Genomic DNA, 25955 nt, shown 5'->3' with positions numbered 1-25955 from the left:
TCAACGGATGGTGACCACACGGCTGTGCTGACCGGTGGCGCCGTCGGGAAAGGGTGTGGTCCGCTCGTCGGTCTGGACGTAGCCGGTGGAGTCGGTGGCGCGCACGCGCAGCGAATGGGTGCCGGCTAGGGCATCCCACCGCCAGGCCCACTGACGCCAGGTGTCGAGGGAGTACGCCTCGGCCAGCGTGGCCCGCTGCCAGGCACCGTCGTCGATCTGTACTTCGACGGCGGCGATACCGCGCCCCTGCGCCCAGGCGACACCGGCGATGACCACCTCACCCGGGGACAGGGTCGCAAATGCGGCGGGGACGTCGATCCGGGACGCTGTCTTGATCGGTGCCCGCGGTGCCCATTCGCGCTGGGTCCAGTAGGCCTCGACGCGATCGAAGCGGGTCACCTCCAGATCGACCACCCACTTGGTGGCCGAGACATACCCGTACAGCCCGGGCACGATCATTCGGGCCGGATAGCCGTGCGCCACCGGCAGGGCAGCCCCGTTCATGGCCACCGCGAGCAACGCGTCCTGATTGCCGGTGAGGGCGGCCAGCGGTGTGCTCGCGGTGAAACCGTCGATACTGCGGGACAGGACCATGTCGGCTTCGGGGGAGGGGCCCGCTTCGGCCAGCAGATCGGCCAGCCGGTATCCCGTCCAGCGTGCCGTGCCGAGCAAGTCGCCGCCGACCTCGTTGGAGACACAAGTGAGCGTGATGACCGACTCCACCGCTTCGCGTCCGGCGAGTTCGTCGAAGTCGAGCCGGATCTCGCGTTCGACCATGCCGTGAATGCGTAAACGCCACTCGCCGCGGGTCAGCGACGGCAGTTGTAGCGCGGTGTCGACCCGGTAGAACTCGTCGGCATCGGTGACGAACGGGGTGATCCCGGGTACTGCCAGATCCATCCCCGCCGACACGGGCGGTGCGGGTTTCGCGACCGGGGGCAGGCGGAACGCGGCGCGGTCGGCACCGATATCACGCAGTCGGGTGGCCAGGTAGCGCCCGGCCACGCCTGCCGCGACGACGCCCGCGGTGACCCCGGCCAGCGCCAGCACGAAACCGCGACGAGTGGGTCCCGCGTGGCGCTCGTCCGGCTGCGCGGAACCAGCGAAACCGAGGAACAACACGGCCAGTGCGGCCACACCGGTGAGTGTTCCGGCAAGGGCGGGAACCGCGAACCAGGCTGTGGCAGCGGGGCGGCCCACCGCCAGAAACGCGACAGTCACGCCGAGCGCGGTGAGCACGGCGGCCGCGACAGCGAAACGGCGCCGGGCGAGCTGACCGAGCAGACTCGCCGCGAGCACCATCACCACTGCCATCGAAATCGCTAGTGCGAGTTTGTCATTGGCGCCGAACCAGCGGATAGCGCTGTCCTTCAACCACTTCGGCGTGTTGTCGACCACCGTGGCGCCGAGCACGAAGAACGGCGACGCGGCGGGGGCGACGAACACGGCCACGAGATGACCGACGGCGAGCACGGCGGCCGCGGCCACCGTGGCTGCCGCCGCGGCCGCGCCACGCCCCGGCCGCCGGTGTGCGTGATGAATCATGCTGACCTCCTGAAGATATGGCTGCGCGCGGCCGCCGCAGGCTGGTTCAGCTGACCGTCACACCGGCGAGCACCGGGAGCGTCGGGCTCGGCGAACCACCCGCGGGTTCGACGGTCACGGCAAGCACGTCTGCCGATTCGACCGACGTCACCACCATGGGTTGTCCGGCCAGCACCGCCACCGATTGCGGTTGCCCGCCGGACGGCACCCGCCACAACTGATAAGCGCGGTCTGCGGGCAGAGCGGGCAGATCATGGAACGCCACCGCCGCCGCGCCGAGCTCCTTCGACAGGTGCACCGTCATCTCACCGCCGCCGGTGACCGGCGCCGAACTCTCACGGCTGTCGGGCCGGTCGAGCACCTGTTGCGCGGTGACCGTGCCGGGTGGGTCGTTCGCCCGGTCGACGACGACCGTGATGCCCACCGCCGCACCGGCGATCGCCACCGCGGCCGCCGCCGTGGCGAGCCACCTGGTCACCGGGCGCCGTACGCCCGGTACCGGACGCAGGCGACGGGCATCGTGCTGGTCCAGCGCTCGCAACACCGCGGCCTCGAGCCGGGCCGGCGGTGTCACCACGTCCATGGCGGTCAGCGCGGCGAGCGTTTCCTGGATCCGCCGCACATTCGCGTGGAAGTCGGCGGCCACATCGGGGCCGGCGGCCTGTAGCCGCTCGTCGATGTCACGGCGCTGCCGGTCGTCGAGCGCGTCGAGCGCGTAGGGGTAGGCCTCGTCGAACCACGACCAAGGGGTCCGCCGATCTGTCTCGCTCATCGGGAAGTCCCTCCGGTCAAACAATTCTCGAGCCTTTTCAAACCGTCCCGGATCCGGCTCTTCACCGTCGGCAACGGCACGTCCAGGGTCTCGGCGACTTCGACATAGGTGCGCCCGCTGTAATAGGCGAGCGCGACCGATTCCCGCTGCAGGGTCGTCATCGTCTCCAGACAGTCCAGCACCGACTGCTCGTCGAGTCGCTGGGTCACGGCCTCGGCCACCACATCGTGGTCGCGGCCGAGGTGGCAGTGCCCGAACACCAGGTCACGACTCGTGGCCGACTGCTCGGCGCGCACCCGGTCCACCGCCCGCCGATGGGTGAGCATCATCAGCCAGCCGATCGGGCTGGCCCGGTCGGCGTCATAGTCCGCGGCCAACGACCAGGCCTGCAGGAATACTTCCTGCGCGATCTCCTCGGCGACGGCATGGCTGCGCACCACCCGCAGCGCGAGCCCGAAGACCCGTGGACTGGTCGCGCGATAGAACTCGGTGAACGCCGGCCGGCTGCCCGCGGCGATGTCGTCGAGCAGCGTCACCAGCCGAGCCTGCACAGCCCGATCCGCCCCACGGTCCGTGGGACAGGCGGGCGGCCGGTCGGTGGGCACCGATCGCAAGCGGATCGGCGAAGATCCGGGGACATTCGTCATCGTTGGGCCCCTGCTTCCATGCGCATGGGAGGGATTTCGGCCCACCCACCGCGGCGGATGGGTGCGACGACGAAATTCTTCTCCCGAGCCTAGGCCGCGCGCCGGTGCCTGGGCGATCACGCCGGTGGCATGAGCACGGTGTCGATCATGTAGACGGTGGCGTTGGCGGTCTGCACACCACCACACAGCACCTTCGCATCGTCGACGGTCAGGTTGTCGCCGGAGCCGCTGACCTCGACCTCGGCGCCCTCGACCGTCGCATGGGTGCCGGGGATCTGCTTGGGCTCGATCCGGCCCGGCACCACGTGGTAGGTCAGGATGCTGGTGAGAGTGGCCGAATCGGTCTTCAACGACTCGATGGTGGCGGGATCGATTTTGCCGAACGCGGAGTCGACCGGGGCGAAGACGGTGAACTCACCACCGTTGAGCGTGTCGACCAGGTTCACCTCCGGATTGAGCTGCCCCGACACCGCCGACACGAGCGTCGACAACATCGGATTGTTGGAGGCCGCCACGGCCACCGGGTCCTCGGCCATCCCCGCCACCGATCCCGGGCCCGACGGCACCTGGGCCGCGTACTCGGCACAGCCGGGTCCGACCGGGCCCGCGGCCGCCTGGGTGGTCATCGCCGACGATGCCGCGGCGGTGCCGGCGGGAGTCGTCGTCTCCGCCTCGTTGTCCTGCGAACAGGCCGCCACACCGGCCACCGAGCCGAGCAGCAGAGCCGCCATCAGAGAATTGCGTACAGATCGCATGGTCTTCCATCACTTCCGTCCGGGCGGTCACTGCCGCACAGCTGCTGTTTGACGGAAGGATTTCGGCCAGCCACCCGGGCCGGATGGGCGCTATCTGCCGGTTCGCTCGCGATGGGCGCAACCCGGCCAGCAGCAGGGTCGGCGCTGACCTTCTTCCAGCTCCTGCTGCGTGCGCCGGATGCGCCGCTCCCGCGTCGCCGCCTGCTTGGCGTCCTCGACCCAGCAGATGAACTCGTTGCGCGCCAGCGGGGTGATGTCGTGCCACGCCGCGAGGGCCACCTCGTTCGCGCTCAACGCCGCCCGCAGATCCGCGGGCAACTCGTGCACCACACCACCGGGCACCGTTGCATCGCTCATCATCCCAGGTTAACCCCTGATATCGAGGGCCCGGACCGGCGCATCCGAGCGCGGTCTGGGCCTAAGAGATGCGCGGCGGCTCCGGCATCGCGCACGCCATGCCGTCGGCCATTCCCGTCGGCTGCACCCCGAGCCCCTGATTGAGGCGGCCCCGCTGGTTCTCCCAGGCGATGGTCGCGGCCAGTTCGGCCAGCTGCGTCTTCGTCAGGTGGGTGAGCAGCGTCGAGCGCAGGTCGTCGATGTCGACCGCCGGCGTCACGGTCATGGCTTCGGCGAACTCGATCACCAGCTTCTCCAACTCGCTGTAGGCATCACTGGTGCGGTAGCGCGGCAGATCGGTGATCTGTTGCCGGGTCAGCCCGCTGGTGTGCGCCAGCGCCGAACCGACATCGAGACAGAACTGACAGGCCACCAGCCCCGCCGTCTTGAGCTCGGCGAGCTCTTTGAGCCGTGGATCGAGCTTGTTGCTGAACAACAACGCCGTCTCGTACCCCACGGTCGCCACCCCGATCTGCGGCCGCCGTCCCAGCCAGCCGACCAGGTCCCCACGATTACGCCTGGCTTGCCCGATCACCTTGGTGTAGTTCCGAATTCGCTGTAGAGCCCGCATCGTTGACACCCCTTCGAGTCGACTGCTCGTCCAGTCGAAATCTACGCCGGAAGGCGGCCGAAGCCCAGGGGGCAGCGGACTGCCGTTCATGGTGCCGAGATCGCCTCCGGTTGGTTCTCGGCGAGCCTGTCGAAGGCTTGGCGTCCGGCCTCGGCTCGGGTGGGGCCGATACCGTAGGCCACACCCAGCGATGCGCCGAGTGCTGCGAAATCCGCTGCGGTGTAGCGCATTCTGTGATCGGCATGGAAGATTGGCCAGCAAGGCTTCCGCGGGTCGCAGTTGCAGCGGCCGGGGCGAGGCGTCATGTCCCTCTGTGCAACCCGTGACGGGCACGCCCGTCAGGTGCTCGGCTACAGCGTCGCCGACCACAGACAACCGCGACAGGAAGTACGGTCAGATGCCACATGACGCAACCGCTGCCACTCGGGAATTGCCCGAGTCGCCCACCCCACACGAAGTCTGCGGCGCGATGGCGGGGTTTGCCCGAGGGCTTGTGCGCCCTCGGCCGGCGGACCAGCGACTGCTCGACAGCATCGTAGATGCCGGTCTGCCGCCCGGCACCCGCACCGTCACCGTCCGAGCGCTGCCACAGGTGCCACGAATCGTGCCCGCGGTCGGCGTCATCGAGGGAGCACCGCCATGGCGGCGGCTTCGGACCTCGCTCACGACCTACGTGGTCCAGCATCCAGAGGCCACCTTCCTCGTGGATCCCGCGTACTGCCGCGATGCGCGGAACAAGGCTTTGAAGGAGCACCCCTGGTTGGTGCGCAAGGTCGCCACCCCTCCTGCCGCAACGATCGCGACTGTCGATTCACTTCTCGCCACGAGGTTCCGGCCGGATTTCGCACTTCCTACGCATGCCCATTGGGACCATGTTTGTGGCCTGCTCGATATGCCTGAACTGCCGGTGTATCTCCGCGGGATCGAGAAGGATTGGGTCCTCGGCTCCGAGCGCCCGCCCGTCGGAGGTGTTCGGACGGCCCTGACTGACGGGCGTTCGGTCGTCACCTATGACCTGGATGGCCCACCGGTCGCCTCATTTGCGGCATCGCATGACCTGTTCGGCGACTCCTCGGTACTGCTCGTCGACCTCCCCGGCCACACTCCCGGCAGCATCGGCGTCCTTGCCCGCACGCCTAGCGGCTGGGTTTTGATCGCCGGAGATGCCGCTTGGCACTACGAGCAGATCGACCGCATTCGACAGAAGCCTTCGTTTCCTGGGGGTTTGGCGCAGGTCGACTTCGATCGAGATGCGGCATTCTCCACGCTGCACAGGCTGCACCTCGCACGCCACCTGATGCGCCTGATCCCCACGCACGACCACGACGCCTCCCAACACCTTTCCTCCTCGGCTGAGCCGCCCCTCTGAGCAGGGCGAACTCAGATGCCAAAGCGCCTGGCCAACCAACCTCGTCCGAAGCGTGTGATCTCTGGAAGGCAAGAGCTCAGACCCATTTATCGGCCCCTGAACTGGCCTTTCAGTGCCCCAGCGAGACGCGAACCCAGAGTGGCTGCCGCGCCGCAGCCGTCTCGGCGCGGCACGGCAGCCCGCTCTGCTACTCGGCCTGCGGCTGCCGCACCGCGGTGTCCGGCGAGCGGGAGATGATCATGGCACCGACGATCAGCCCGACGACGGCGAGTACCGCGGCGATCACGAACGGGTCCCGTCCGTGCAGGGCCGGGGCGAACCCGAGACCTACGTAGACAGCCACACCGGCTGCTCCGCCGAACTGGTCTGCTGCTCGCTGGACGCCGGAAGCGATCCCGGCGTCCTCGTCAGTGGTCCCGCTGACCGCGATGTACTGCAGACCAACGAGTCCGAAGCCCATACCCGCTGCGATCAGCATCATCGCCGGGAGCAGCCATACCGCCCCACCACCCAGGACCGCCACGAATGCGACCACAGCCATCGCGCCCGCAGCAGCCGTGAGTCCGACCAGCACGCACGCACGTGCGCCCCAGCGTCCCAGCAGCCGGGGCACGAGCACCGATGCCGCGATCAGCGCGACAGCCAGTGGCAGCATCGTGAGGCCTGCCCCCAGCGGCCCGATACCGAGCCGGTCCTGCAGGTAGAAGGTGAACAGCAGGAACGAGGTCGACAACGCACCGCTGAGCAGCATCGTCGTCAGGTTCGCCCGCAGCCGAGCACGGTCCGCGAAGAACGTCAGCGGGACAAGCGGATTCGGCGACATCGACTCGACCCGTACGAACCCGACGGCGGCCAGCGCCGCGCCGACTAGCGCGACCACGCTCACCCACGGATCGGCAGCAGGCTCCGCCGCCTCGACCACGGCGTAGACGAACAACAACGGGCACGCGGTCAGCAGGAGCGAGCCCGGAAGGTCCAGTCGGACCCGCTCACGAGACGCGGACCGGTCTGCCGGGATCAGGACGAGCGCGGCCACGATCACGACCAGGATGAACGGCACCGAGATCAGGAAGATCCAGCGCCAACCCAGGTGGGCGGTGATGATTCCCGACAGGGCGAACCCGAGCACCAGGCCGCAGCTGGCCACGGCGGCCCACACGCTCAGGGCGCGCGACCGGCGCGGGCCCTCAGGGAACAGCAGCACGATGGTCGCCATCGCCGCGGGCAGCGCGACGGCCTCGCCGGCTCCCTGGAGCAAGCGTGCGGCGACCAAGACCGGGAAGGACGGGGCCAGCCCCGCCAGCACGGAAGCCGCGCCGAAGAGGGTCGTGCCGACCAGCAGGGTGCTGCGCCGGCCGAGAAGGTCACCGAGCCGGCCGCCGAGCATCAGCAGCCCGCCGCCGGTGACGGTGTAACCGACCACGACCCAGGTCAGGGAGTGGCCCTCGACGCCGAAGTCCGCGCCGATCGATGGCAGCGCGATGTTGACCACGGTCACGTCGACCGCGATGAAGAACTGCAGCATGGACATCGCGCACAGCACGAGCCATACGCGCACAGGGGCGGGGCTGAGCCCGCGGGTATCAGGGGAAATGCCTGAACGCATCTATTGCTCCGTCGCTCAAAAGAGTTACGAGCAGCACAAAGGGCCGCTCCGGATGAATCACGAAGCGACTGGACGTTCCAGGTGAGGTGTGTTGTGAGCCGGACGTCCCGCCGCTAGCGGGACATCCTGGTCACTGCCGCGCAAGCGGCCGAGCACGAAGCGGCTGACATGCCGCAGATACTAGCAGCGCGAATCACATCCACCGAAGCCCACGCAGCCGCCGTCGGGCGCAACGGAACCGGTGGACACGGCTACCACCACCGGAGCAGCCGAGTGCGACCGTCCAACAGCCGACCACGACCTCGCAACCACCGGTGGCAACGACGGAACCGGAGCCGGTCGGGTGCCTATCAGCGAAACCGGGCAAGAAGCGCCCTCGCCGACTGGAACCGCGCGATGAGAATGCCATTGGCAGTGCCCTGCGCGAGAACCCGCGCGGCCACGAGCGTGGGCGCTGACCGCGCGAGCATCCTGGCCTCCGGCTCTTTCGTGACAGACCTGTTTCACGTACAAATAGATTCGGTACCCGATCTCCTTGGCACTTGCCCGGTGATTCCAAATTTTGTCCTGGCACACGGGCGGTTGGCCCACCGATCCGGAGAGAACAAAGCGCCGCGCAGGCTGCTGGCGACATGTTTGAAATATCCACCGAGAGAATCGATCCGGATAGCCTCGGTAATCGGTACGAACTTGACTAGCGCTGACGCGAGATGGTTACCACAGCCATTTGGTCAGCGGGCGCCGAGTTGATGAGCGCTCCTTCGGCGAGGTAGACGAGCGCCGGGGTCGTGGCGGTAATCAGGATGGTGCGGGTGCGGTGCCGCCACCGGGGTGGTCGGCGGCTTCGTCGCTGCGGGCGGGGGTCTGTTCACTGGTGTCGTCCATGGGGCTGCTGCAGGATCGGGGGACAGTGGTTAACAGCCTGCCAGTGCGTGCGACGGTCGTTAGCAGGATGGACTCTGGTGTCGGGCACGTTAAGGTTTGAGTCTGTCTTTGGACGTCATCTCGGCGAGCGGTTAGGAACCCCAGGTGCGACAGGAATCCTTATGGGGTTCCGAACTCGTGAACAGGCACAGCGCGGTATCGGAGAGGTCGATTGCAGGTCATCGGCAGTAGCCTTGCTGCATATCTGCAGGTCATTCAGAGCGGCGCCGGGCCTCACAGCTCGGCGAGAATCTCAACGACCTCACCGAGGGGCAGCTGACCGTGCTTCGGTGCGGCGCCGGGCCTCACAGCTCGGCGAGAATCTCAACTTCCAGGTGACGCGGCAAGAGGCATTGGACGGTGAGCGGCGCCGGGCCTCACAGCTCGGCGAGAATCTCAACGATAAGGCGTTCGACACGATCCGGGAAATGGAAGAGCGGCGCCGGGCCTCACAGCTCGGCGAGAATCTCAACTTTCCGGGCCGGGTGCGACCAGGCGCACACCGCGGCGGCGCCGGGCCTCACAGCTCGGCGAGAATCTCAACACCCCACGGGTAGACGGACGAGGGACAAGGTGGTGCGGCGCCGGGCCTCACAGCTCGGCGAGAATCTCAACGATAAATCACGTGACGGAGCCAGCGCACGGGAAAAGCTGCGGCGCCGGGCCTCACAGCTCGGCGAGAATCTCAACGTGTCGGTCGCCAGCAACGTCGGACATCCGCCGCCAGCGGCGCCGGGCCCCACAGCTCGGCGAGAATCTCAACGGCCTTGAGCACGTCATAGACGACGTCGGCGTAGTCGGAGCGGCGCCGGGCCTCACAGCTCGGCGAGAATCTCAACCGACAACTCCGGTCGGCTCCCGGGGTGGTTGCCGAGCGGCGCCGGGCCTCACAGCTCGGCGAGAGTCTCAACACCGGATGGACGACCAGTCGGATCGGTTGGCGATCCAGGCGGCGCCGGGCCTCACAGCTCGGCGAGAATCGAATCTCAACAACAGCGGGAAGCCTTTGCATTGTCGATGGGTCGGTGGAGTTGATGGACGGCGATCCTGGCGAACGTGATGGCGGAACCAGCGGTCGATCGCCTGGATTGGCTTGGCAGGGGCGCGATAACCGCTGCTTGAAGCCGTTTGCTCTTCTTGGTGTTCAAACGTGTCGGTGGTCACGTGCATGATGTGGCGCTGTGGCCCTCGGGGATCGTGTTGGGGCTGTGGGGTGTTCATCGTTTGCTTGTTCGGATCGGAGGTCTGATGTCCTTGGTTGTGCAGGTTTGGGGGCCGGGTGCGTGTTTCACCCAGCCCGGGTTGACGGCGGAGCGGGTGAGTTACCCGGTGATGACGCCGACAGCGGCGATGGGGGCGCTCAAGGCGGTGTATTGGAAGCCGGAGTTCGAGTACCGGATAACACACATCGAGGTGTTGGCCCCGATCAAGCAGTTCACGTTGCGTCGCAACGAAACCACCGAGGTGGTGTCGCTGGCTGACGCGGCGTCGGGTCGACGCCGGGTTGATACCGCGGCGAATCGGGCGCAACGGAACGCGTTGTGCCTGAAGGATGTGTCGTATCGGATCCACGCGCAGATCAACCGGTTTCCGCATGCGGACAAGCCGGAGGCGGCGTACCGGGATCAGTTCCGGCGGCGGGTCGAGACGGGGCGGTGCTTCTCCCAACCGTTCCTGGGTACCCGTGAGTTTCCCGCCTACTTCGGTCAACCTGACGACTCCTCGGCCGTTGAGGTCTCCGCAGAGCTGGGTCTGGTGTTGCACAGCATCGACTACACGACGACACCACGTCGTTCGCGCTGGTTCCGGGCGAAATTGACCGCTGGTGTGATGGAGGTACCCAAGCATGGGTTGACCGAGGAGCAACTCTGATGCTGCTGACTCGATTGACCGACTTCGCCGCGGCGCATCGTGGCGGTGTGCCGGCGTTTCACCGGGATCGGGAGTTGCGGTGGACCCTCGATATCGCCACCGATATTGCCGGTCAGATCGTCAGCGCCGTTCTGTCACCGCTACGTAGTGTCGACAAGCCCAAGCGTGGTGTGGTGCATACGGTTCCTGCCTCGACACGGACAGTGGGAGTCTCGGCGAACCTGGCCATCGATGACGCTCAGTATGTGCTCGGGCGCGGTGACGAGAAGTCCAAGCCCGAGCGGGTGCGGCAGTGCCATGAGGCGTTTGTCGAGTTGGTGTGTTTATGGGCTGATTCGGTCGATCCCGAGGTCGATCCGGTGCCACATGTGCTGCGACGGTTCTATCGCGATGGCTGGCTGGCGAAGGTCGCGGAAGTCGAGGAGCTGACCGCCAAGGACGGCGTCTTGGTCTCGGTCAATGGTGTCCCCGCACATCGCAGTCCGAGTGTTGCGGGGTTCTGGGCCGAGCGGGTCGGGGCGAGCAAGGGCAGTGGGCGTCGCGGGTTGTGCATGGTGTGCGCGCAAACCGGCGCGTTGGCGAACACGATCCCGGGCAAGGTCCCGGCAGGGCTGATTCCGGGGGCGAGTAATGATGCGGCGTTGATCAGCATCAACGAACCGGCATTCGGCTACGACCTGGCCACGCAGTTGACCCATACCCCGATCTGTATGCGGTGCGCCGATGACATCACTGTCGGGCTCACCTCGTTGCTGTCCTCGGCCGAGCACAGTCTCTCCTACCCCGGGCAGGACACCCGGCTGGCGTGGTGGACCACCGACACCGATGAACCGGATGTCATGTCGATGGTGGTCGAGCCCAACTCAACCGACGTTCGCGAGTTTCTCGCGGCAGTGAACTCGGGCAAGGGGAGGTTCCGTCCGGACGGTGGCCGGTTCTGCTGGCTGGGGGTGTCGGGTCAGGTGGCCCGGATCTTGGTCCGTGAGTGGGTCGACATGCCTTTCGCGGATGCCGATCCGGCCATGGTGAGCCACTTCGGAAACGTTGCGGCGTGGTTCGCTGACCACGAGCTCGTGCCCCGGCGTTCCAAGCCGGTGACGCTGCCCGACGGGCGCAGCATTCCCGCGGGGAAACCGTGGCAGGGTTTGGGGCGGATGGCGGCGTGCTTAGGCCGCTGGGACGCCACCCAGAAGAGGTATCTGCCGTTCGTGCCGAAAGGCGTGCGGCCGAACCCGGACCGGCCCAACCATGTTGTGCGGCATCTGCTCGAAGCAGCGGCACTGAGGAGGCCGCTTCCGGTCGGAATGCGTGCTCATCTGATCCACCGCATCTGTAGCGACGGCAGACTCGACGACACCCGCATGAGCTTGATCCGGCTCGGACTGACCAGAAGTCCCCACATCAGGAGCGCCACCATGACCGTCCCGAAAACCCTGGACCCCCTCTGCACCGAGCCTGCCTATCTGGCCGGACGTTTGTTCGCCGTCATGGAGAACCTGCAATACCGGGCCCACAACCCGCCCCGCAAGAACAACACCGATGCCGGCGATGATCAATTGTCGGAGTCCGGTTCGGACCGCTCCGGGGTGAATGCCACCTTCGGTGACCGGTACCTGCGCAGCGCGGTCATGAGCCCTAAACCGGCTCTGATTCAGGGTTTTCGGCTGTCGACGGCATGGGTGGCCAAGATCCGGCGCCGTGACGGCGACGCTCACGCAATCTGGTGGGACCGTCAGCTTCAAGAGGTCTACGGACAGCTCCAAGAGGCTGGCGGTTCTCCCTTGCGCTGCAACCTCGTTCAGCAGGAATGGTTCGCGATGGGACGCTACCAGCAGCGCTACACCGCGAAAGCCCAGCTCGAAAACTAGACCGTTTCGCTCACTCGGCCAGCTCCCGTTTCTCCCAACTCTTTTGAAGGACTCGGCAATGTCTTCTGCTCATCTGAACCCTGCTGTGCGTCACGACATGGTGTTCATGTTCGACGTGACCGACGGCAACCCCAACGGCGATCCCGACGCCGGTAACCAGCCGCGCATGGATATCGAGACCAGCAACGGTCTGGTCACCGATGTCGCGATCAAACGCAAGATCCGCGACACCCTCTCCCTGGCGGCGGCAGGCAACCCGCGGTACGGGATCTTCGTGGAGGCCGGTCATGCTCTCAACACTCGGTTGGCTGAGTCGTTCACCGCCAACGGGCTCAAACTGAAGTCCAAGATCACTCCGGAACAGGCCGCGACCGCGCGGGCGTGGCTGTGTGACCGTTATGCCGATATCCGTTGGTTCGGCGCGGTCCTGTCGACCGGCGACACCAACGCGCTGGGCAGTATCCGTGGGCCACTGCAGTTCGGCATGGCGCGGTCGATCGATGCGATCCTGCCCGCGACCCACACGATCACCCGTGTCACCCAGACCCGCGAGGAAGACATCGCCAAGGGCGAGTCCACGGAGATGGGGTCGAAGTGGACGGTCCCTTACGCCCTCTACAAAGCTGAGATCAGCTACTCCGCGGCGCGCGGCACTCAAACTGGTGTCGATGCCAAGGACTTCGAGCTGCTGTACCAGGTGATGGAGATGATGTTCGACCACGATGCCGCCGCCTCGCGGGGGAGGATGGTGTCGCGGGGGCTGCACGTGTTCAGCCACGACAACGCCTTCGGTAACGCCCCGGCCCACAAACTCCTCGAACGCGTCCAGGTCGGCACCGCGGAAGGCCGCGACCCGAATCTCCCGCCGCGTCGGTTCGGTGACTACACCGTCGATGTCCTCACCGACGGTCTGCCGACCGGGGTGGCCTACACCCAGGTGTTCGCCTGAGATGAACGAGCTCGGGGACGGTGCCGAGGTCTGGAGCGTGCCGATCTCGGCGATCGAGCACTATGCCTACTGTCGACGTCAGGCTGTACTGATCTGGCAGGAAGCGTATTTCGAGTCCAACACCGACACCGTCCGCGGCGATCTGGCTCACCAGGCCGTCGACCGCGGCGGTGTGTTGACCGGTCGGAACGGAGTTCGGGTGTGGAGGTCGTTGCCGGTGTACTCCGATCGGCTCGGGATGCACGGGATCTGCGACACTGTGCACTGGACCAGCGATGGCCCGGTTGCGGTCGAACACAAATCCGGCACGTACCGTCTCGGAGGGGCCGCTGATCTACAGGTCGCCGCGCAAGTGCTGTGCCTGCGGGAGATGTTCGACAGCGACATCCCCCACGGTGAGGTGTTCGCTGGCCGCGACCGCCAACACCACCGCGTTACCGTCGACCCGGCCATCGAAGCCCGAGTCGGTGAGATTATCGCCGAGCTTCGAGCACTGCTGGACACCGGTGCGCTCCCACGGGCGGTGCACGACCGACGGTGTCGACGGTGTTCGCTGGCACCGGGATGCGTGCCCCAGACCGGCAGCTCTCGCTCTGTTGATCTGTTCACCCCTCGTGCGGCGGGAGAAGCGCTGTGACCGAACTGCTCAAAACCCTGTATGTCACGACTCCGGGCACCAGCCTGCACCTTGACGGAGACGCCTTGCGCGTCTTTCACCCGGACCGCCCGGGCAGGCATCTGCTGCCGCTGATCCGGATCGAGGAGATCGTGGCGTTCAACGGCGTCTCCGTCACCGACGACCTCATGCACCGCTGCGCCGCCGACGGACGCGGGGTCACCTGGGTCACTGGCAACGGTAAGTTCCTGGCACGGGTTGCCGGACCGGTCACCGGCAACCCGCACCTGCGCCTGGGCCAAGCTCGCGCCCACGAAAACCCGGCTACCTGCCTGGATTTGGCGAAAGCGATGGTCGCGGGCAAACTGCACAACTATCGACAACTGATCCTGCGCAGTGCCCGCGACCTCACCGGCGCCCGCCAGGACACGTTGCGCGCAGTCGCCGACCAGCACGCCACCGCTTTGACCGTCCTGCGTGACTGCGCCAATCCGGACGAAGTGCGCGGTGTGGAGGGGCGCGCCGCCCGCGACTACTTCCAAGCACTTCCGGCGCTGGCACCGGCGGTGAAACCAGGCCGCCGCAAACGTCCCCCGACCGATCCGTTCAACTGCCTGCTGTCATTCGGGTACGGCATGCTGCGCAGCAGCGTGCACGGCGCGCTGGAACAGGTCGGCCTGGATCCCTATATCGGCTTCCTACACGGAATCCGGCCCGCCAAACCCGCCCTAGCCTTGGACATGATGGAGGAGTTCCGGCCACTACTGGTCGACCGGCTGGTTCTGACTCTGATCAACCGCAGCCAGATCAAAGCCTCACACACCGAAACGCTGCCCGACGGGGCCGTCCAGCTCACCGACGCCGGCCGCAAATTCTTCCTCGAACAGTGGTCGTTGGCCCGCGACCGGAGTTGGCCCCACGCCTACCTCGATCGTGAAATCCCCACCGCCATGCTCCCACTGGTGCAGGCACGCCTTCTCGCCCGACACCTACGCGGTGACACCGACACCTACATCCCCTGGACGGTGTCTTGACCGATGGAACTTCTCATCACCTACGACGTCGAAACCGTCACCCCTGTTGGTGCTGCCCGGCTCCGTAAAGTCGCTCGCATCTGCGAAGGCTACGGACACCGGGTCCAGAAGTCGGTCTTCGAAGTCACCTGTACTCCGACCACCCGGTTGCAGTTACTCGCCGCGCTGAACCACGCGATCGACCACCGGACCGACAGCGTCCGCATCTACCAACTCGACCACGGAACGTTCACCGCCGCACAACACCTCGGAGCCGCGGTCGACCCGCCACACGATGGACCACTCATCCTGTGATTCGTGGAACAGCCAGGTTCGGAACCCTGGGTGCGTGCCGAACCCCTGGAAGGTTCCGAACCATCGACCTCGGGAAACTTCTTGCTGGACTCGATGAAACACGCGAATTATGGTAGCTAGCGCACATAAATGCTGGTTGCGCAGAGCGGCGCCGGGCTTCACGGCTCGGCGAGAATCTCAACACGGGCCTTGCTGCTCAGTGCGCGAGCTGCCTGCGCGGCGCCGGGCTTCACGGCTCGGCGAGAATCTCAACGGGAAATTCACCAAGAACAACCGGCGCCAGGTCGCGGCGGCGCCGGGCTTCACGGCTCGGCGAGAATCTCAACCTCGACACGGCAACGCAGGCACAGAACGCACAGCGCGGCGCCGGGCTTCACGGCTCGGCGAGAATCTCAACCCTCAATTCAGGCAGCACGGTAGCCGCCGCGATCGCGGCGCCGGGCTTCACGGCTCGGCGAGAATCTCAACCCCTACCGTGGCGGCTCCGTGCGTAACCCGCGCAGCGGCGCCGGGCTTCACGGCTCGGCGAGAATCTCAACGGTCACACCGGTGACCTCGCGGGCGTCATCGACCAGGCGGCGCCGGGCTTCACGGCTCGGCGAGAATCTCAACGGGCCGCGCAGCGGGCGCCCGTCGATGTCGAACGCGGCGCCGGGCTTCACGGCTCGGCGAGAATCTCAACTGCTCGATCGTGCACGGCCTCACCACCACCGGCAGCGGCGCCGGGCTTCACGGCTCGGCGAGAATCTCAACATCCGGCCGGTGCCGCGACCATAAACGGTCGGTCGGGCGGCGCCGGGCTTCACGGCTCGGCGAGAATCTCAACTGCACGATGCGCAGCCGGGCAGGGGTCGAGATCCCTAGCGGCGCCGGGCTTCACGGCTCGGCGAGAATCTCAACATCGACCTGTGGTGAACCGTGCGGGTCGCGTCTACGGCGGCGCCGGGCTTCACGGCTCGGCGAGAATCTCAACAAGACCAAGGAACCCAAGTTCTACAACGACGGAAAGTGGCGCCGGGCTTCACGGCTCGGCGAGAATTTCAACAGCCGGGACTGCGTGGACACGTGGCTGCTGGTGCGCGGCACCGAGCCTCACGGCGCGGGCCGAACCTTCACTCTGTCCCGATGCTCACGTCGATGCCGGCGAGAATCGCGACGTTGAGCACGCAAGAGTCCACCAGCACCGGCTTGAGCGTTCAGCTGTGGCCAATTCGGGCCTCGGGTGTTGTCGAACGCAAGCCCGATTGTACGACTGGTTGTCGGTACCATGTTCTAGATTGCGGCTGTGGACATTTGGGCGCACAGCCGAAGTGCGGTGTCTGGTCGGCGTCATCACTTGAGTGAGCATTGCCGGTCGACGGCATGGTGGGCAGGCTGGTTCGCGGAGGAATTCGGCGCTGGACAGGTGGCGTTCGCGGCGGGGCTCTCCCATGACGCGGGCAAGGCATCGTGTACATGGCAGGACCGGTTGGCGGTCGTGGATGGCACGGACGCGCCGGTTGGTGTGCCGCACAAGGAGTTCGGTGCCAGGCTGGTGGCGCCGCGCTTGGGTGTGTTCGCGATGACGATCGCCGGGCATCACGGTGGGTTGACCGATCTGGCCGAGTTCAAGGCCCAGCTGGCCGCGATTGCGGACGATAGCGAGCCGGTGACTGCGGAGAGATTCTTCCGTTGCGTTCCTGAGGCATCGACGGTGTTGTGTGATGTGGGGTTGCTGCCGACGCGATGGCGAACAGCGCCGCAGCAGGTGACTGAGATGCGTGTGCGAATGGTGTTCTCGGCGTTGGTGGATGCCGATCACCTCGACACCGGCGCACACCGCGCGGGCTGGGCAGGCCCGCGGGTTGCCGCGCACGCCGATATGAATGCATTGGTGGCGCGTTTCGAACGCCGCCGGGCTGCAGCGATCAGTGCCCACAGTCGTGATTCGGTGGTGGGTGGTTTGCGGGAAGAGGTGTACGCGGCATCGGTGGCGGCGGCGTCGCGGGGACCGGGGGTATTTCGACTAGCGGCACCGACGGGCCTGGGGAAGACGTTCGCGCAGGCAGGTTTCGGGTTGCATCACGCGGCAGCGTTCGGGAAACGCCGGGTGGTGGTGGCGGTCCCGTTCATCACGATCACCGAGCAGAACGCGGCTGTGTATCGAGGGTTGCTCGACACCGAGGACGAGCAGGTGGTGCTCGAGCATCACTCCAGCGTCCGCTACCGCAGTGAAAACGATGACAATGGCGACAACGCCTCGGGCGCGGCGGATCGGTGGGCGCGGTTGGCGGCGGAGAACTGGGATGCGCCCTTTGTGGTGACCACGACGGTGCAGTTGTTCGAGTCGTTGTTCGGGCGCAAACCCAGCCAGCTCCGCAAGCTGCACCGCTTGGCAAACGCGGTGCTGATTCTGGACGAGGTCCAGGCGCTGCCGCACAAGCTATTGTTGCCGATCTTGGATGGGCTGCGGATCCTGGCCGAGCATTTCGGTACGACGGTGCTGTTGACTTCGGCCACGCAACCGGAATTCGAAGCTCTGTCGGTGTGGAACGGCCAGGACGGGGCAGGGGAGCGTCTGGTGATCGAGGAGGTGATCGCCGACCCGCAGCCCCTGTTCGACCAGGCACGACGGGTGCGCTACGAGTGGCGGACCGATCCGAAACCGACGTGGGAGCAGGTCGCCGACGAGGTCGCGGTCTGCGAGCAGGCACTGGTGGTCGTGAACTCGATCGACGACGCCGCCAACCTCTATGACCTACTACAAGTTCGGCGAGAAGGGCAGGTGTGGCATTTGTCGACACGGCTCGCACCTCGGCATCGTCGTGAAGTCTTGGCGGTGATCATCGACCGGATGAAGGCCGGTGTGCCGACGGTGGTGGTGGCGACGACTCTGATCGAAGCAGGTGTCGACATCTCCTTCCCCACGGTGTGGCGGGCACTGTCAGGGGCAGACTCACTGCAGCAGGCGGCCGGTCGCGCGAACCGCAACGGTGAATTTCCTGACGGGGGAGTGGTCGTCGTCTTCGACCCTGTCGATGGCAAGGCTCCGAAAGACAACGCCGTACCCGCTCACCTGACCGCTGACATGTTCGGCCCCGACGGCCCTGAACTCGACAACCAAGCCGTTCTCGCCGCCTACTACCGCAGCCTGTACAACAAAATCGGTCTGGACAACACTGTGATCGACCGCCGGAAAGATTCTGTTGGCCAGGCGATTCAACGCAACCGGACCAAACTCAACTTTCAGAGTGTCGCCGAGGGGCCTGATACGGGGGCCGGTCGTGACCGCAGGAAAGCCTTCCGGATGATCGACGACGACACAGTGCCGGTCGTCATTGTCGACGAACACCACGCGCATTCGATCAACCGATGGCTGGCGATGCTGGTGTCGGGAACCGACCATGCCCGCACAGCATTACGCGAACTGCAGCCGTGGATCGTACAACTGCGTCGCCGAACAGTTCAACAACCCGAAGTTGCTGCTCTTATCGAGCCGGTCAGCGGAGATCTGGGAATATGGAAAGGCGCCTACAGGTGGGATCGTGCATCTTGTCAAGGGACCGGTCTGGATACCAGTGCCTTCCAGTCCGTGCTTTGACATCCGATCTGTCACTCGTCCTCGCGAGCATCGAGGTCCGCCCTTGGCGATCCGCACGTTGATGTCGTGCTGGCCGAGCTGCCTGGGAACCCCAGGTGCAACCGAATTCCCTGGGAGGTTCCGAAGTTACGAACAGGCACAATGGAGTAGCTGGGAGGCCCACATGGCATCATCGGCAGTAGCCACTCGGCATATCTGCAGTTCATCCAGCGCGGCGCCGGGCCTCACAGCTCGGCGAGAATCTCAACACCTCGATCCGATCATCCGCACTCTTCTCATGGGCGGCGCCGGGCCTCACAGCTCGGCGAGAATCTCAACTGCAACTTGCTGCCCGCCTGGGTGAGCGACGGATCGTGCGGCGCCGGGCCTCACAGCTCGGCGAGAATCTCAACGCGGAGCAATGGCAGGCGATGCTCGAGCATCAGCGGGCGGCGCCGGGCCTCACAGCTCGGCGAGAATCTCAACGATTTCGATCCACCGCGATCCGGACCACTCGCCGACGCGGCGCCGGGCCTCACAGCTCGGCGAGAATCTCAACGAGAGCTGGACATGGGAGCGCGCGCTGTACGCGGGCGGGCGGCGCCGGGCCTCACAGCTCGGCGAGAATCTCAACAGTCTTCGGGTTGCTGAACACGCATCGAGTCGAGGGCGGCGCCGGGCCTCACAGCTCGGCGAGAATCTCAACAGCTGATCGGTGTTCTCGGTCATGATCACCACTTCCGCGGCGCCGGGCCTCACAGCTCGGCGAGAATCTCAACACCACCACCGAGGAGATCTGACCAATGGGATTGCGCGGCGCCGGGCCTCACAGCTCGGCGAGAATCTCAACTCGTCCGCACTGTCCAGTGGGGTCGAGGGCCTGGTTGCGGCGCCGGGCCTCACAGCTCGGCGAGAATCTCAACCTCGGCCTGGCCGTGCACCTTCCACGCCTCGTGCGACGGCGGCGCCGGGCCTCACAGCTCGGCGAGAATCTCAACTCCCAGGGCATCGGCACCATTCGCGTCAAGCGCAAGCGGCGCCGGGCCTCACAGCTCGGCGAGAATCTCAACATCGACGACCCGCCACGCCTTGCGGGCGTCACCGGGCGGCGCCGGGCCTCACAGCTCGGCGAGAATCTCAACGGTGAGTGCGGCCATCAGGGTGCCTCCTGTGTCGGTGGCGGCGCCGGGCCTCACAGCTCGGCGAGAATCTCAACAAGGTGACCGGGGTGATGAACGCCTTGCAGCGGCTGCGGCGCCGGGCCTCACAGCTCGGCGAGAATCTCAACTCTGGCACGGATGGGCAGCTTGCGCGCCCACGCTGTCAGGCCGCGCCGGGCCTCACAGCTCGGCGAGAATCTCAACATGGTGGAGTGCTTCACCCTCTACCCGCGCGAGTCGCGGCGCCGGGCCTCACAGCTCCGCGAGGATCTCAACTTGCTTCTGCAGGCTGATCCGACCCGTGCCCAGCTGCGGCGCCCGGCCTCACTGCTCGGGCGAGAATCTCAGCAGTGCTATCCGAGTAACATCGAGAGCTGCTCGCGGATTCGTTGAGCGTCGAGCTCGGCGTTCCGATGACGAGTGCGGATGCCGGCGACGATATCGTCGGGAGCTTTCGCGAGGAAGCTGTCGTTGCTCAGCTTCATAGCAGCAGCCTCGATTTCCTTGAGCGCGCCGGCGAGATCCTTCTCGAGGCGCCGCTTCTCTGCATCGACGTCGATCGCTTGCGACAAGTCGAGACTGATACGCGAGTCTCCGATCGGCAGAGCCGCGGTCGAGTGGAAATCGGCTGTTGGGGGATCGAGGCGCAGCAGTTGCCGGATGGCCGCCTCATACCCGGTCAGTGCGTCGGTGAGCTCGATTTCGGCGGGGACCCGCTGGCTGGTGCGTACACCTTGCTCGGAGCGGAACCGTCGAACTTCGGTAACGAGGTGCTGCAGCTGGGCAACCGTGGCCTCGGCGCCGGGGTCTCGGAAGCCGGAATTTTGTGGCCAGGTGGCGATGACGACCGATTCTCCGCCGGTCAAAGTTGTCCATAGCTTCTCGGTGACGAACGGCACGAGCGGGTGCAGCAGGCGCAGCAGCGTGTCGAGCACGTGGCCCAGCACTCGGCGGGACGCCTCGGCGGGTGAACCACCTTGGGCGAATACGGCTTTGGACAGTTCGAGGTACCAGTCGAAGGTTTCGTCCCAGGCGAAGTGGTACAGCAGGTCGGACAGTTTCGCAAACTGGTAGTCCTCGAAGTAGTTGTCGACCTCGGCGATCACGGTGTTCAGACGCGACAGAATCCACCGGTCGGTCACCGAGAGTTTCTCGGCCGGTGGCAGCGGCCCGGTGGTGGTAGCGCCGTTGAGGAGGGCGAATCGGCTCGCGTTCCAGAGTTTGGTGGTGAAGTTGCGGCTGCCCGCGACGGACTCTTCGGCGATCGGTGCGTCGGTGCCGGGATTGGCGGCGCGGGCGAGGGCGAAGCGGAGTGCGTCGGTACCGTAGGAGTCCATCCACTCGATCGGGTCGACCACGTTGCCGAAGCTCTTGCTCATCTTCTTTCCGTGCTTGTCGCGCACCATTCCATGCAGGGCGATCTCGGCGAACGGGGGCTGCCCGGTGGCGTAGAGCCCAAACATCATCATCCGGGCGATCCAGAAGAACAACAGGTCGTACCCGGTGAACAGCACGCTGTTCGGGTGGAACTTAGTGAGGCTTTCGGTCTGGTCGGGCCAGCCCATGGTCGAGAACGGCCATAAGGCCGAGGAGAACCAGGTGTCGAGAACGTCGGGGTCTTGGGTCCAGCCTTCCGGTGCAGTTTCGTCGGGACCGACGCAGATGGTCTCGCCGGTGGGGCTGTACCAGATGGGGACGCGGTGTCCCCACCAGAGCTGGCGGGAGATGTTCCAGTCGCGCAGGTTGTCGACCCAGTCGAAGTAGCGGCCGGCCAGCTCTGGCGGGTGGATGGCGACGCGGCCGTCGCGGACGGCGTCTCCGGCGGCTTTGGTCAGCGGCGCGACTTTGACCCACCACTGCATCGACAGGCGCGGCTCGATGACGGTGCCGCAGCGCGAGCAGTGCCCGACAGCGTGGGAATAGGGACGCTTCTCCGCGACGATACGTCCCTCGGCGTGCAACGCGGCGACGACCGCGCTGCGGGCTTCGAGGCGGTCGAGCCCTTGGAACGGGCCGGGGGCGGTGATGATCGCGCGCTCGTCCATCACCGTCATCGAGGGCAGGTCGTGGCGCTGGCCGATCTCGAAGTCGTTCGGATCGTGGGCCGGGGTGACTTTGACCGCGCCCGTGCCGAACTCGGGGTCGACGTGCTCGTCCGCGACGACCGGGATGCGACGGCCGGTCATCGGAAGATCGATCTCGCGGCCGACGAGGTGGCGGTATCGCGGGTCGTCGGGGTGCACGGCCACAGCGGTATCACCGAGCATCGTTTCGGCGCGAGTGGTCGCGACAACGAGCTCGTCGTCGCCTTCGCCGTAACGGATCGACACCAGCTCGCCGTCGAGGTCTTTGTGGTCGACTTCGATGTCGGAAATTGCGGTCGCGCAGCGCGGACACCAGTTGATGATGCGTTCGGCTCGGTAGATGAGTCCGTCGTCGTAGAGCCGTTTGAAGATCGTCTGGACGGCGCGCGAGAGCCCTTCGTCCATCGTGAACCGTTCACGGTCCCAATCGACGCCGGCACCGAGGCGACGCATCTGATCGGAGATGGCGCCACCGGACTCGGCCTTCCACTGCCAGACCCGCGCCTCGAACGCCTCGCGCCCGAGGTCATGCCGGGACAACCCTTCCTTGGCGAGTTCTCGCTCGACCACGTTCTGCGTGGCGATTCCGGCGTGGTCCATCCCTGGCTGCCACAGCGTCTCGTAGCCCTGCATGCGTTTGCGGCGCGTGATGGCGTCGATTTGGGTGTGTTCGTAGGCGTGGCCCATGTGGAGGCGGCCGGTGACGTTGGGGGGCGGGATGACGACCGCGTAGGCGGGCTTGTCGCTGGTCTCGTCGGCTGTGAAGTAGCCGTTGGCTACCCACCGTACGTACAGCTCGCCCTCTAGCTCTACCGGTACGAAGGTCGTCGGCAGGGTTGTGGGGTCCGTGCTGTCAGTGCGGTGGGATTCGGTCACAGCTGACCAGCTTATTGCCTGCGTTTCGCTGGTCTCTCGGCCGCCGGTGGAAGGTAGTTTCGAGTTCGGCTCGTTCATGGAATCCCCAGGACGTCGGTAGGGCTGGACATGGTGGCGGCGCGTCCTCGAGCGACCATCAGAGCCTGGTCGAGGTCGACGGCAGCCATGTGCAGCAGGTCGGTCAGCCGATCGGGTTTGCTCGCGCAGACCAACGCGGCCAGTTCGGCCGCGGGCCGATCTTCATCGAGGCCGGCCTGGAAGTAGTCGAGGTTCTTTTCGACTACCAGCCGTACCGATGCCAGCTCCTCGACGTGGGCGGCGGAGAGACGAGCGAAGCGGGTGTGGACGCGGTACTCGTGCAGTGGGCCCGGAATACAGACGATGTCGTTGGGTGTGCCGCGCCTATGTCGGGTGGCGAGGATGCCGATGGCGAAGGCCCAGTCCTGCCACTTGCGGATCTGCGGGTCGTAGCCGCCCGCGGTGAGGGCATCGGCTCGCCGGTAGACTATCGACGTCGGCGCGTGGTGTTTGCGGATCATCAACTGCTCGTGGCAGGGATACGCTGAGATCGTCAATCCGCTGAACTCGCCGAACATCTGTGAATAGGTGTGGACAAACGCCACATGAGGCGCGGTGGATAGCAGACGCACTGCTCGATCCGGGTAGCTGCCGCCCGCGACGACGCCGGGGTCAGTGGCCAGCCGGTCGTCGGAGTCCAGCGGCAGGACATAGGCATAGCGGGCGTTGTCGAGGCCCGCGTTGCGAGCAGCTTGCACGCCGTGATTGCCGTCGAGCGTGACGACGCGGACGTTCGAGAACTCGCGGCACGCATCGATGCTGGCCAAAGTTTCGCGTTCGTCGCTGCCGTCGTCCACAACGATGACTTCGTAAGGAACCGACATCGGCTGTCGCACCACGGATTCCACCGCCTCCAAGAGGAAGCGTCCGCTGTTGTAGCAGGGCACTATCACACTCAACCCGAGCGGCTTTTCGCTCATCGGCGGACGCGGGCGTCGTTGGTGCGGTAGTCGCTGACGGTGATCCTGTTGGCCTCGAAGTAGTTGTGTGAAGTGTCGGTGTTGCGCTCGCAATGCCGGGTCAAACGCATGTGGCAGTCCCATCCGGTGTAGAGGCGTTCGATCGTGGTGCGGAACGCGTCGGCGGTGTAGGCGGCTTCGTCCTCGATCAACACCCGCCGGCCCTGCCGGTCAGTGCGGGCGATGTCGGTGAACACCTCGAGGAAATGCCCCGCGCCAGACGGGGCACGTTGGATGCATCGGGTCAGGCTCTCGCGGACCTGATCCTGGCGCAGGTAGTGGAAGACGTCTTTGGCCACGACTACACCGAATTGCCGTTCGACAGAGAAGTTCTCGATCCGCTGTTGAACGACCTCGATTCGGTCGGTCAAATGCGTGAGCCCGAATAGCCGCGAACGCAGGAATTGCGTCGGGACCTGGTCGACGGCCACCACGTCGAATCCCGAGCGGGCCAAGGCGACGGTGTAGGTACCCATGCCGTAGCCGAGGTCGAGGGCGGTTCGCCGAGCCCGGTGATCGAGCGCGTTCAGAAAGGAGGCGAACCGGTCGGAAACCGGCGCCGTGAGCCGTTCCGCCGTCGGGGCGGTACCGGCCAAAGCCGTGAGATAGAAGGTCGTGACGTCGTCTCGAGAGCGGGATACGCACATGTGTTCCTCCTAGAACCCGTCGATTTCGACGATCTGTCCGGGGATACGCAGCGACAACGCGAGGGCCTCGGTCACCCGCATCGGCAGATAGTGGTCTTTCAATCGGCTGCGGGTTTCGGTGCCACGCAACCAGTTCTGCATGGGGGTGCGATTGCTGTCGCTGTGGAAGAGCCCGTCGAAGGTCTCGCGGGTGACGTAGGAGTCCTCGGTGAGCAGCGAGGCGTTGGCGCGGGTGAGGATTTCGGCGACGGCGCCGATCTTGTCGGCGTCGGGTCCGCGAGGTACGTCGTAGCAGTGCACATGCACCGAGTACAGCGTGGACAACTGTGCTTCGAGGTCGACGCTACTGGTCCGGCCGTTCTTGTTGTACACCCCGGCAGGGAATGCCGACCAACTCCGAATCGATGGTGTCGTCTGCTCGAAAGACAGTGTGCCCAAGGTGATCGTGGCCTCGGTTTCGGCGTCGACGAGCCGGAACGTGGCGGTGATATCGGTTTCGCCGAAGCGCCGCGGATCCCGCGTCAGCACAGCACATTCGGAGTGGCCGCTGAGCAATTTCGTCGCCCGCGAAGACAGTCGGCGGCCTTGGTCGGTGGGAAACGCGCCGAACGAGCACAGCTGCAACCGCAACGGCCGATTTCCCAGGACGAGCTTGTTCAGTGAGAGGACCTGGACCGCGAGGTCGATGTAGTGGTAGCTGCCGTGCATCAACATCCCGTACCCGTGGCGGTAAGGGTGATCGTCGCGGGTGACGAATTCGTGCTCGAGATTCCACACTCCGCCGGCGGCCCTCAGGTGGAACGAGGTCAGCGGCGCCTTCCACGCGAGCATTCGTTCACGGAGCGGTGCGATGAGCCGATCGTTGTAGATGCTGTGGTAGCGGCTCAACGTCATCACCGAGTGCCGGGTCCTTCTTGCTGTGGCATCGGCGATCAGCTCGGCCATGGTGGCCGAAATCCGTGAGGGATCGAACACACCACCGCTCATGGGGGCCAGCACTGGCTTCTCCACCAACGAGTTGATTCCTTCGGCCACACAACGGCGTAGGTACTGCTCATGTGAGCCGACTTCGGTGGCGATGTAGGCGAGCATCGGCAAGCCGGGTATGCGTAGGAAGCGCAGTGCTGTCTGGGCTGTTTCGAGGGCCAGTGCTGTGTCACCATTATCGGCCTGGACGAAGAACTTCGCGCGTGGTTGCGGGTCCGCGCCGACGAGGCGTGTCTCGATGACCTCGCGTTCGGACTCGAGGTCGATCAGCGACCAGGAGTCGAGGTGGCCCTCGGCGATCGCATCTCGGATCACGGGCATGTATTTGTTGCGGACGATCTCGTCGTAGCCGATGACGACCAGTTGGTGGATGCTCATTGAGTTCTC

The 25955-nt window shown here is 65.7% G+C and carries 20 protein-coding genes and 3 CRISPR repeat arrays; of the genes, 8 read left to right on the top strand and 12 right to left on the bottom strand.

Going from position 1 to position 25955, the window contains the following annotated elements:
* The 7 genes from ACFO5K_RS15775 to ACFO5K_RS15745 form a co-directional block, all read right to left on the bottom strand.
* Window positions 1–1545 carry a molybdopterin-dependent oxidoreductase gene (locus tag ACFO5K_RS15775; protein ID WP_378562473.1) on the bottom strand — a complete coding sequence of 515 codons (1545 nt, stop codon included), beginning with the start codon at window positions 1543–1545 and terminating at the stop codon, window positions 1–3.
* A gap of 46 nt (window positions 1546–1591) precedes the next feature.
* Entirely contained in the window at window positions 1592–2317 is a 726-nt protein-coding gene (locus ACFO5K_RS15770; RefSeq protein WP_378562470.1) for an anti-sigma factor, read from the bottom strand.
* Complete coding sequence (gene sigK / locus ACFO5K_RS15765) at window positions 2314–2964, bottom strand: ECF RNA polymerase sigma factor SigK (RefSeq protein WP_378562467.1); 651 nt, start codon at window positions 2962–2964, stop codon at window positions 2314–2316. The genes ACFO5K_RS15770 and sigK overlap by 4 nt, the downstream gene beginning before the upstream one ends.
* A 116-nt stretch (window positions 2965–3080) precedes the next feature.
* Entirely contained in the window at window positions 3081–3695 is a 615-nt protein-coding gene (locus ACFO5K_RS15760; RefSeq protein WP_378562464.1) for a fasciclin domain-containing protein, read from the bottom strand.
* A 114-nt stretch (window positions 3696–3809) separates the two neighbouring features.
* On the bottom strand, window positions 3810–4076 hold the full coding sequence (locus ACFO5K_RS15755; RefSeq protein ID WP_378562461.1) for a YdeI/OmpD-associated family protein: 267 nt from the start codon (window positions 4074–4076) through the stop codon (window positions 3810–3812).
* 61 nt (window positions 4077–4137) lie between these two features.
* Window positions 4138–4686 (bottom strand): carboxymuconolactone decarboxylase family protein, encoded by a 549-nt coding sequence (locus ACFO5K_RS15750; protein ID WP_378562458.1) that lies wholly within the window; start codon window positions 4684–4686, stop codon window positions 4138–4140.
* 86 nt (window positions 4687–4772) lie between these two features.
* Window positions 4773–4916: a hypothetical protein gene (locus ACFO5K_RS15745; protein ID WP_378562455.1), complete on the bottom strand. Its 144-nt coding sequence runs from the start codon at window positions 4914–4916 to the stop codon at window positions 4773–4775.
* 374 nt (window positions 4917–5290) lie between these two features.
* On the opposite strand from ACFO5K_RS15745, the gene ACFO5K_RS15740 reads away from it, so the two are divergent.
* Complete coding sequence (locus ACFO5K_RS15740) at window positions 5291–6055, top strand: MBL fold metallo-hydrolase (protein ID WP_378562453.1); 765 nt, start codon at window positions 5291–5293, stop codon at window positions 6053–6055.
* Window positions 6056–6242: 187 nt separating this feature from the next.
* Here the strand turns inward: ACFO5K_RS15740 and ACFO5K_RS15735 are convergent, their stop codons facing one another.
* Complete coding sequence (locus ACFO5K_RS15735; RefSeq protein WP_378562450.1) at window positions 6243–7661, bottom strand: MFS transporter; 1419 nt, start codon at window positions 7659–7661, stop codon at window positions 6243–6245.
* A gap of 1145 nt (window positions 7662–8806) precedes the next feature.
* Window positions 8807–9571: a CRISPR direct-repeat array (repeat unit 37 nt; unit sequence GCGGCGCCGGGCCTCACAGCTCGGCGAGAATCTCAAC).
* Window positions 9572–9725: 154 nt separating this feature from the next.
* Here ACFO5K_RS15735 and cas5c point away from each other — a divergent pair.
* The 7 genes from cas5c (at window position 9726) to cas3 (ending at window position 18798) form a co-directional block, all read left to right on the top strand.
* Window positions 9726–10457 carry a type I-C CRISPR-associated protein Cas5c gene (gene cas5c, locus ACFO5K_RS15730; RefSeq protein ID WP_378562448.1) on the top strand — a complete coding sequence of 244 codons (732 nt, stop codon included), beginning with the start codon at window positions 9726–9728 and terminating at the stop codon, window positions 10455–10457.
* 14 nt (window positions 10458–10471) lie between these two features.
* The gene (locus ACFO5K_RS15725) at window positions 10472–12325 is read left to right on the top strand and encodes a type I-C CRISPR-associated protein Cas8c/Csd1 (RefSeq protein ID WP_378562445.1); all 1854 of its coding nucleotides are present in this window, start codon (window positions 10472–10474) and stop codon (window positions 12323–12325) included.
* Between the two features lie 58 nt (window positions 12326–12383).
* Window positions 12384–13274 carry a type I-C CRISPR-associated protein Cas7/Csd2 gene (cas7c, locus tag ACFO5K_RS15720; protein WP_378562443.1) on the top strand — a complete coding sequence of 297 codons (891 nt, stop codon included), beginning with the start codon at window positions 12384–12386 and terminating at the stop codon, window positions 13272–13274.
* On the top strand, window positions 13219–13911 hold the full coding sequence (gene cas4, locus ACFO5K_RS15715; RefSeq protein WP_378562440.1) for a CRISPR-associated protein Cas4: 693 nt from the start codon (window positions 13219–13221) through the stop codon (window positions 13909–13911). The genes cas7c and cas4 overlap by 56 nt, the downstream gene beginning before the upstream one ends.
* Window positions 13908–14924: a type I-C CRISPR-associated endonuclease Cas1c gene (cas1c, locus tag ACFO5K_RS15710; RefSeq protein WP_378562438.1), complete on the top strand. Its 1017-nt coding sequence runs from the start codon at window positions 13908–13910 to the stop codon at window positions 14922–14924. The genes cas4 and cas1c overlap by 4 nt, the downstream gene beginning before the upstream one ends.
* Window positions 14925–14927: 3 nt before the next feature.
* The gene (gene cas2 / locus ACFO5K_RS15705) at window positions 14928–15218 is read left to right on the top strand and encodes a CRISPR-associated endonuclease Cas2 (protein WP_378562435.1); all 291 of its coding nucleotides are present in this window, start codon (window positions 14928–14930) and stop codon (window positions 15216–15218) included.
* A gap of 145 nt (window positions 15219–15363) precedes the next feature.
* Window positions 15364–16263: a CRISPR direct-repeat array (repeat unit 37 nt; unit sequence GCGGCGCCGGGCTTCACGGCTCGGCGAGAATCTCAAC).
* A 240-nt stretch (window positions 16264–16503) separates the two neighbouring features.
* The gene (gene cas3, locus ACFO5K_RS15700) at window positions 16504–18798 is read left to right on the top strand and encodes a CRISPR-associated helicase Cas3' (RefSeq protein ID WP_378562432.1); all 2295 of its coding nucleotides are present in this window, start codon (window positions 16504–16506) and stop codon (window positions 18796–18798) included.
* Between the two features lie 211 nt (window positions 18799–19009).
* A CRISPR array of direct repeats spans window positions 19010–20213; the repeat unit is 37 nt; unit sequence GCGGCGCCGGGCCTCACAGCTCGGCGAGAATCTCAAC.
* 77 nt (window positions 20214–20290) lie between these two features.
* On the opposite strand, the gene ACFO5K_RS15695 is transcribed toward cas3, so the two are convergent.
* From ACFO5K_RS15695 to ACFO5K_RS15680, 4 genes are all read right to left on the bottom strand, one after another.
* A complete protein-coding gene (locus ACFO5K_RS15695) occupies window positions 20291–22897 on the bottom strand; it encodes a valine--tRNA ligase (protein WP_378562429.1) in 2607 nt (868 codons plus the stop codon).
* Window positions 22898–22971: 74 nt separating this feature from the next.
* Window positions 22972–23895, bottom strand: coding sequence for a glycosyltransferase family 2 protein (locus ACFO5K_RS15690; RefSeq protein WP_378562426.1), 924 nt, complete (start codon window positions 23893–23895; stop codon window positions 22972–22974).
* Window positions 23892–24581 carry a class I SAM-dependent methyltransferase gene (locus tag ACFO5K_RS15685; RefSeq protein ID WP_378562423.1) on the bottom strand — a complete coding sequence of 230 codons (690 nt, stop codon included), beginning with the start codon at window positions 24579–24581 and terminating at the stop codon, window positions 23892–23894. Before ACFO5K_RS15685 ends, ACFO5K_RS15690 begins: the two co-directional genes overlap by 4 nt.
* 9 nt (window positions 24582–24590) lie before the next feature.
* Window positions 24591–25946: a hypothetical protein gene (locus ACFO5K_RS15680; protein ID WP_378562420.1), complete on the bottom strand. Its 1356-nt coding sequence runs from the start codon at window positions 25944–25946 to the stop codon at window positions 24591–24593.
* Window positions 25947–25955 lie beyond the last annotated feature (9 nt).

Source organism: Nocardia halotolerans, assembly GCF_042650145.1.
GTDB lineage: Bacteria > Actinomycetota > Actinomycetes > Mycobacteriales > Mycobacteriaceae > Nocardia > Nocardia halotolerans.
The sequence above is the reverse complement of the archived record's forward strand: the minus strand, read 5'-3'. Positions and strand labels throughout refer to the sequence as shown.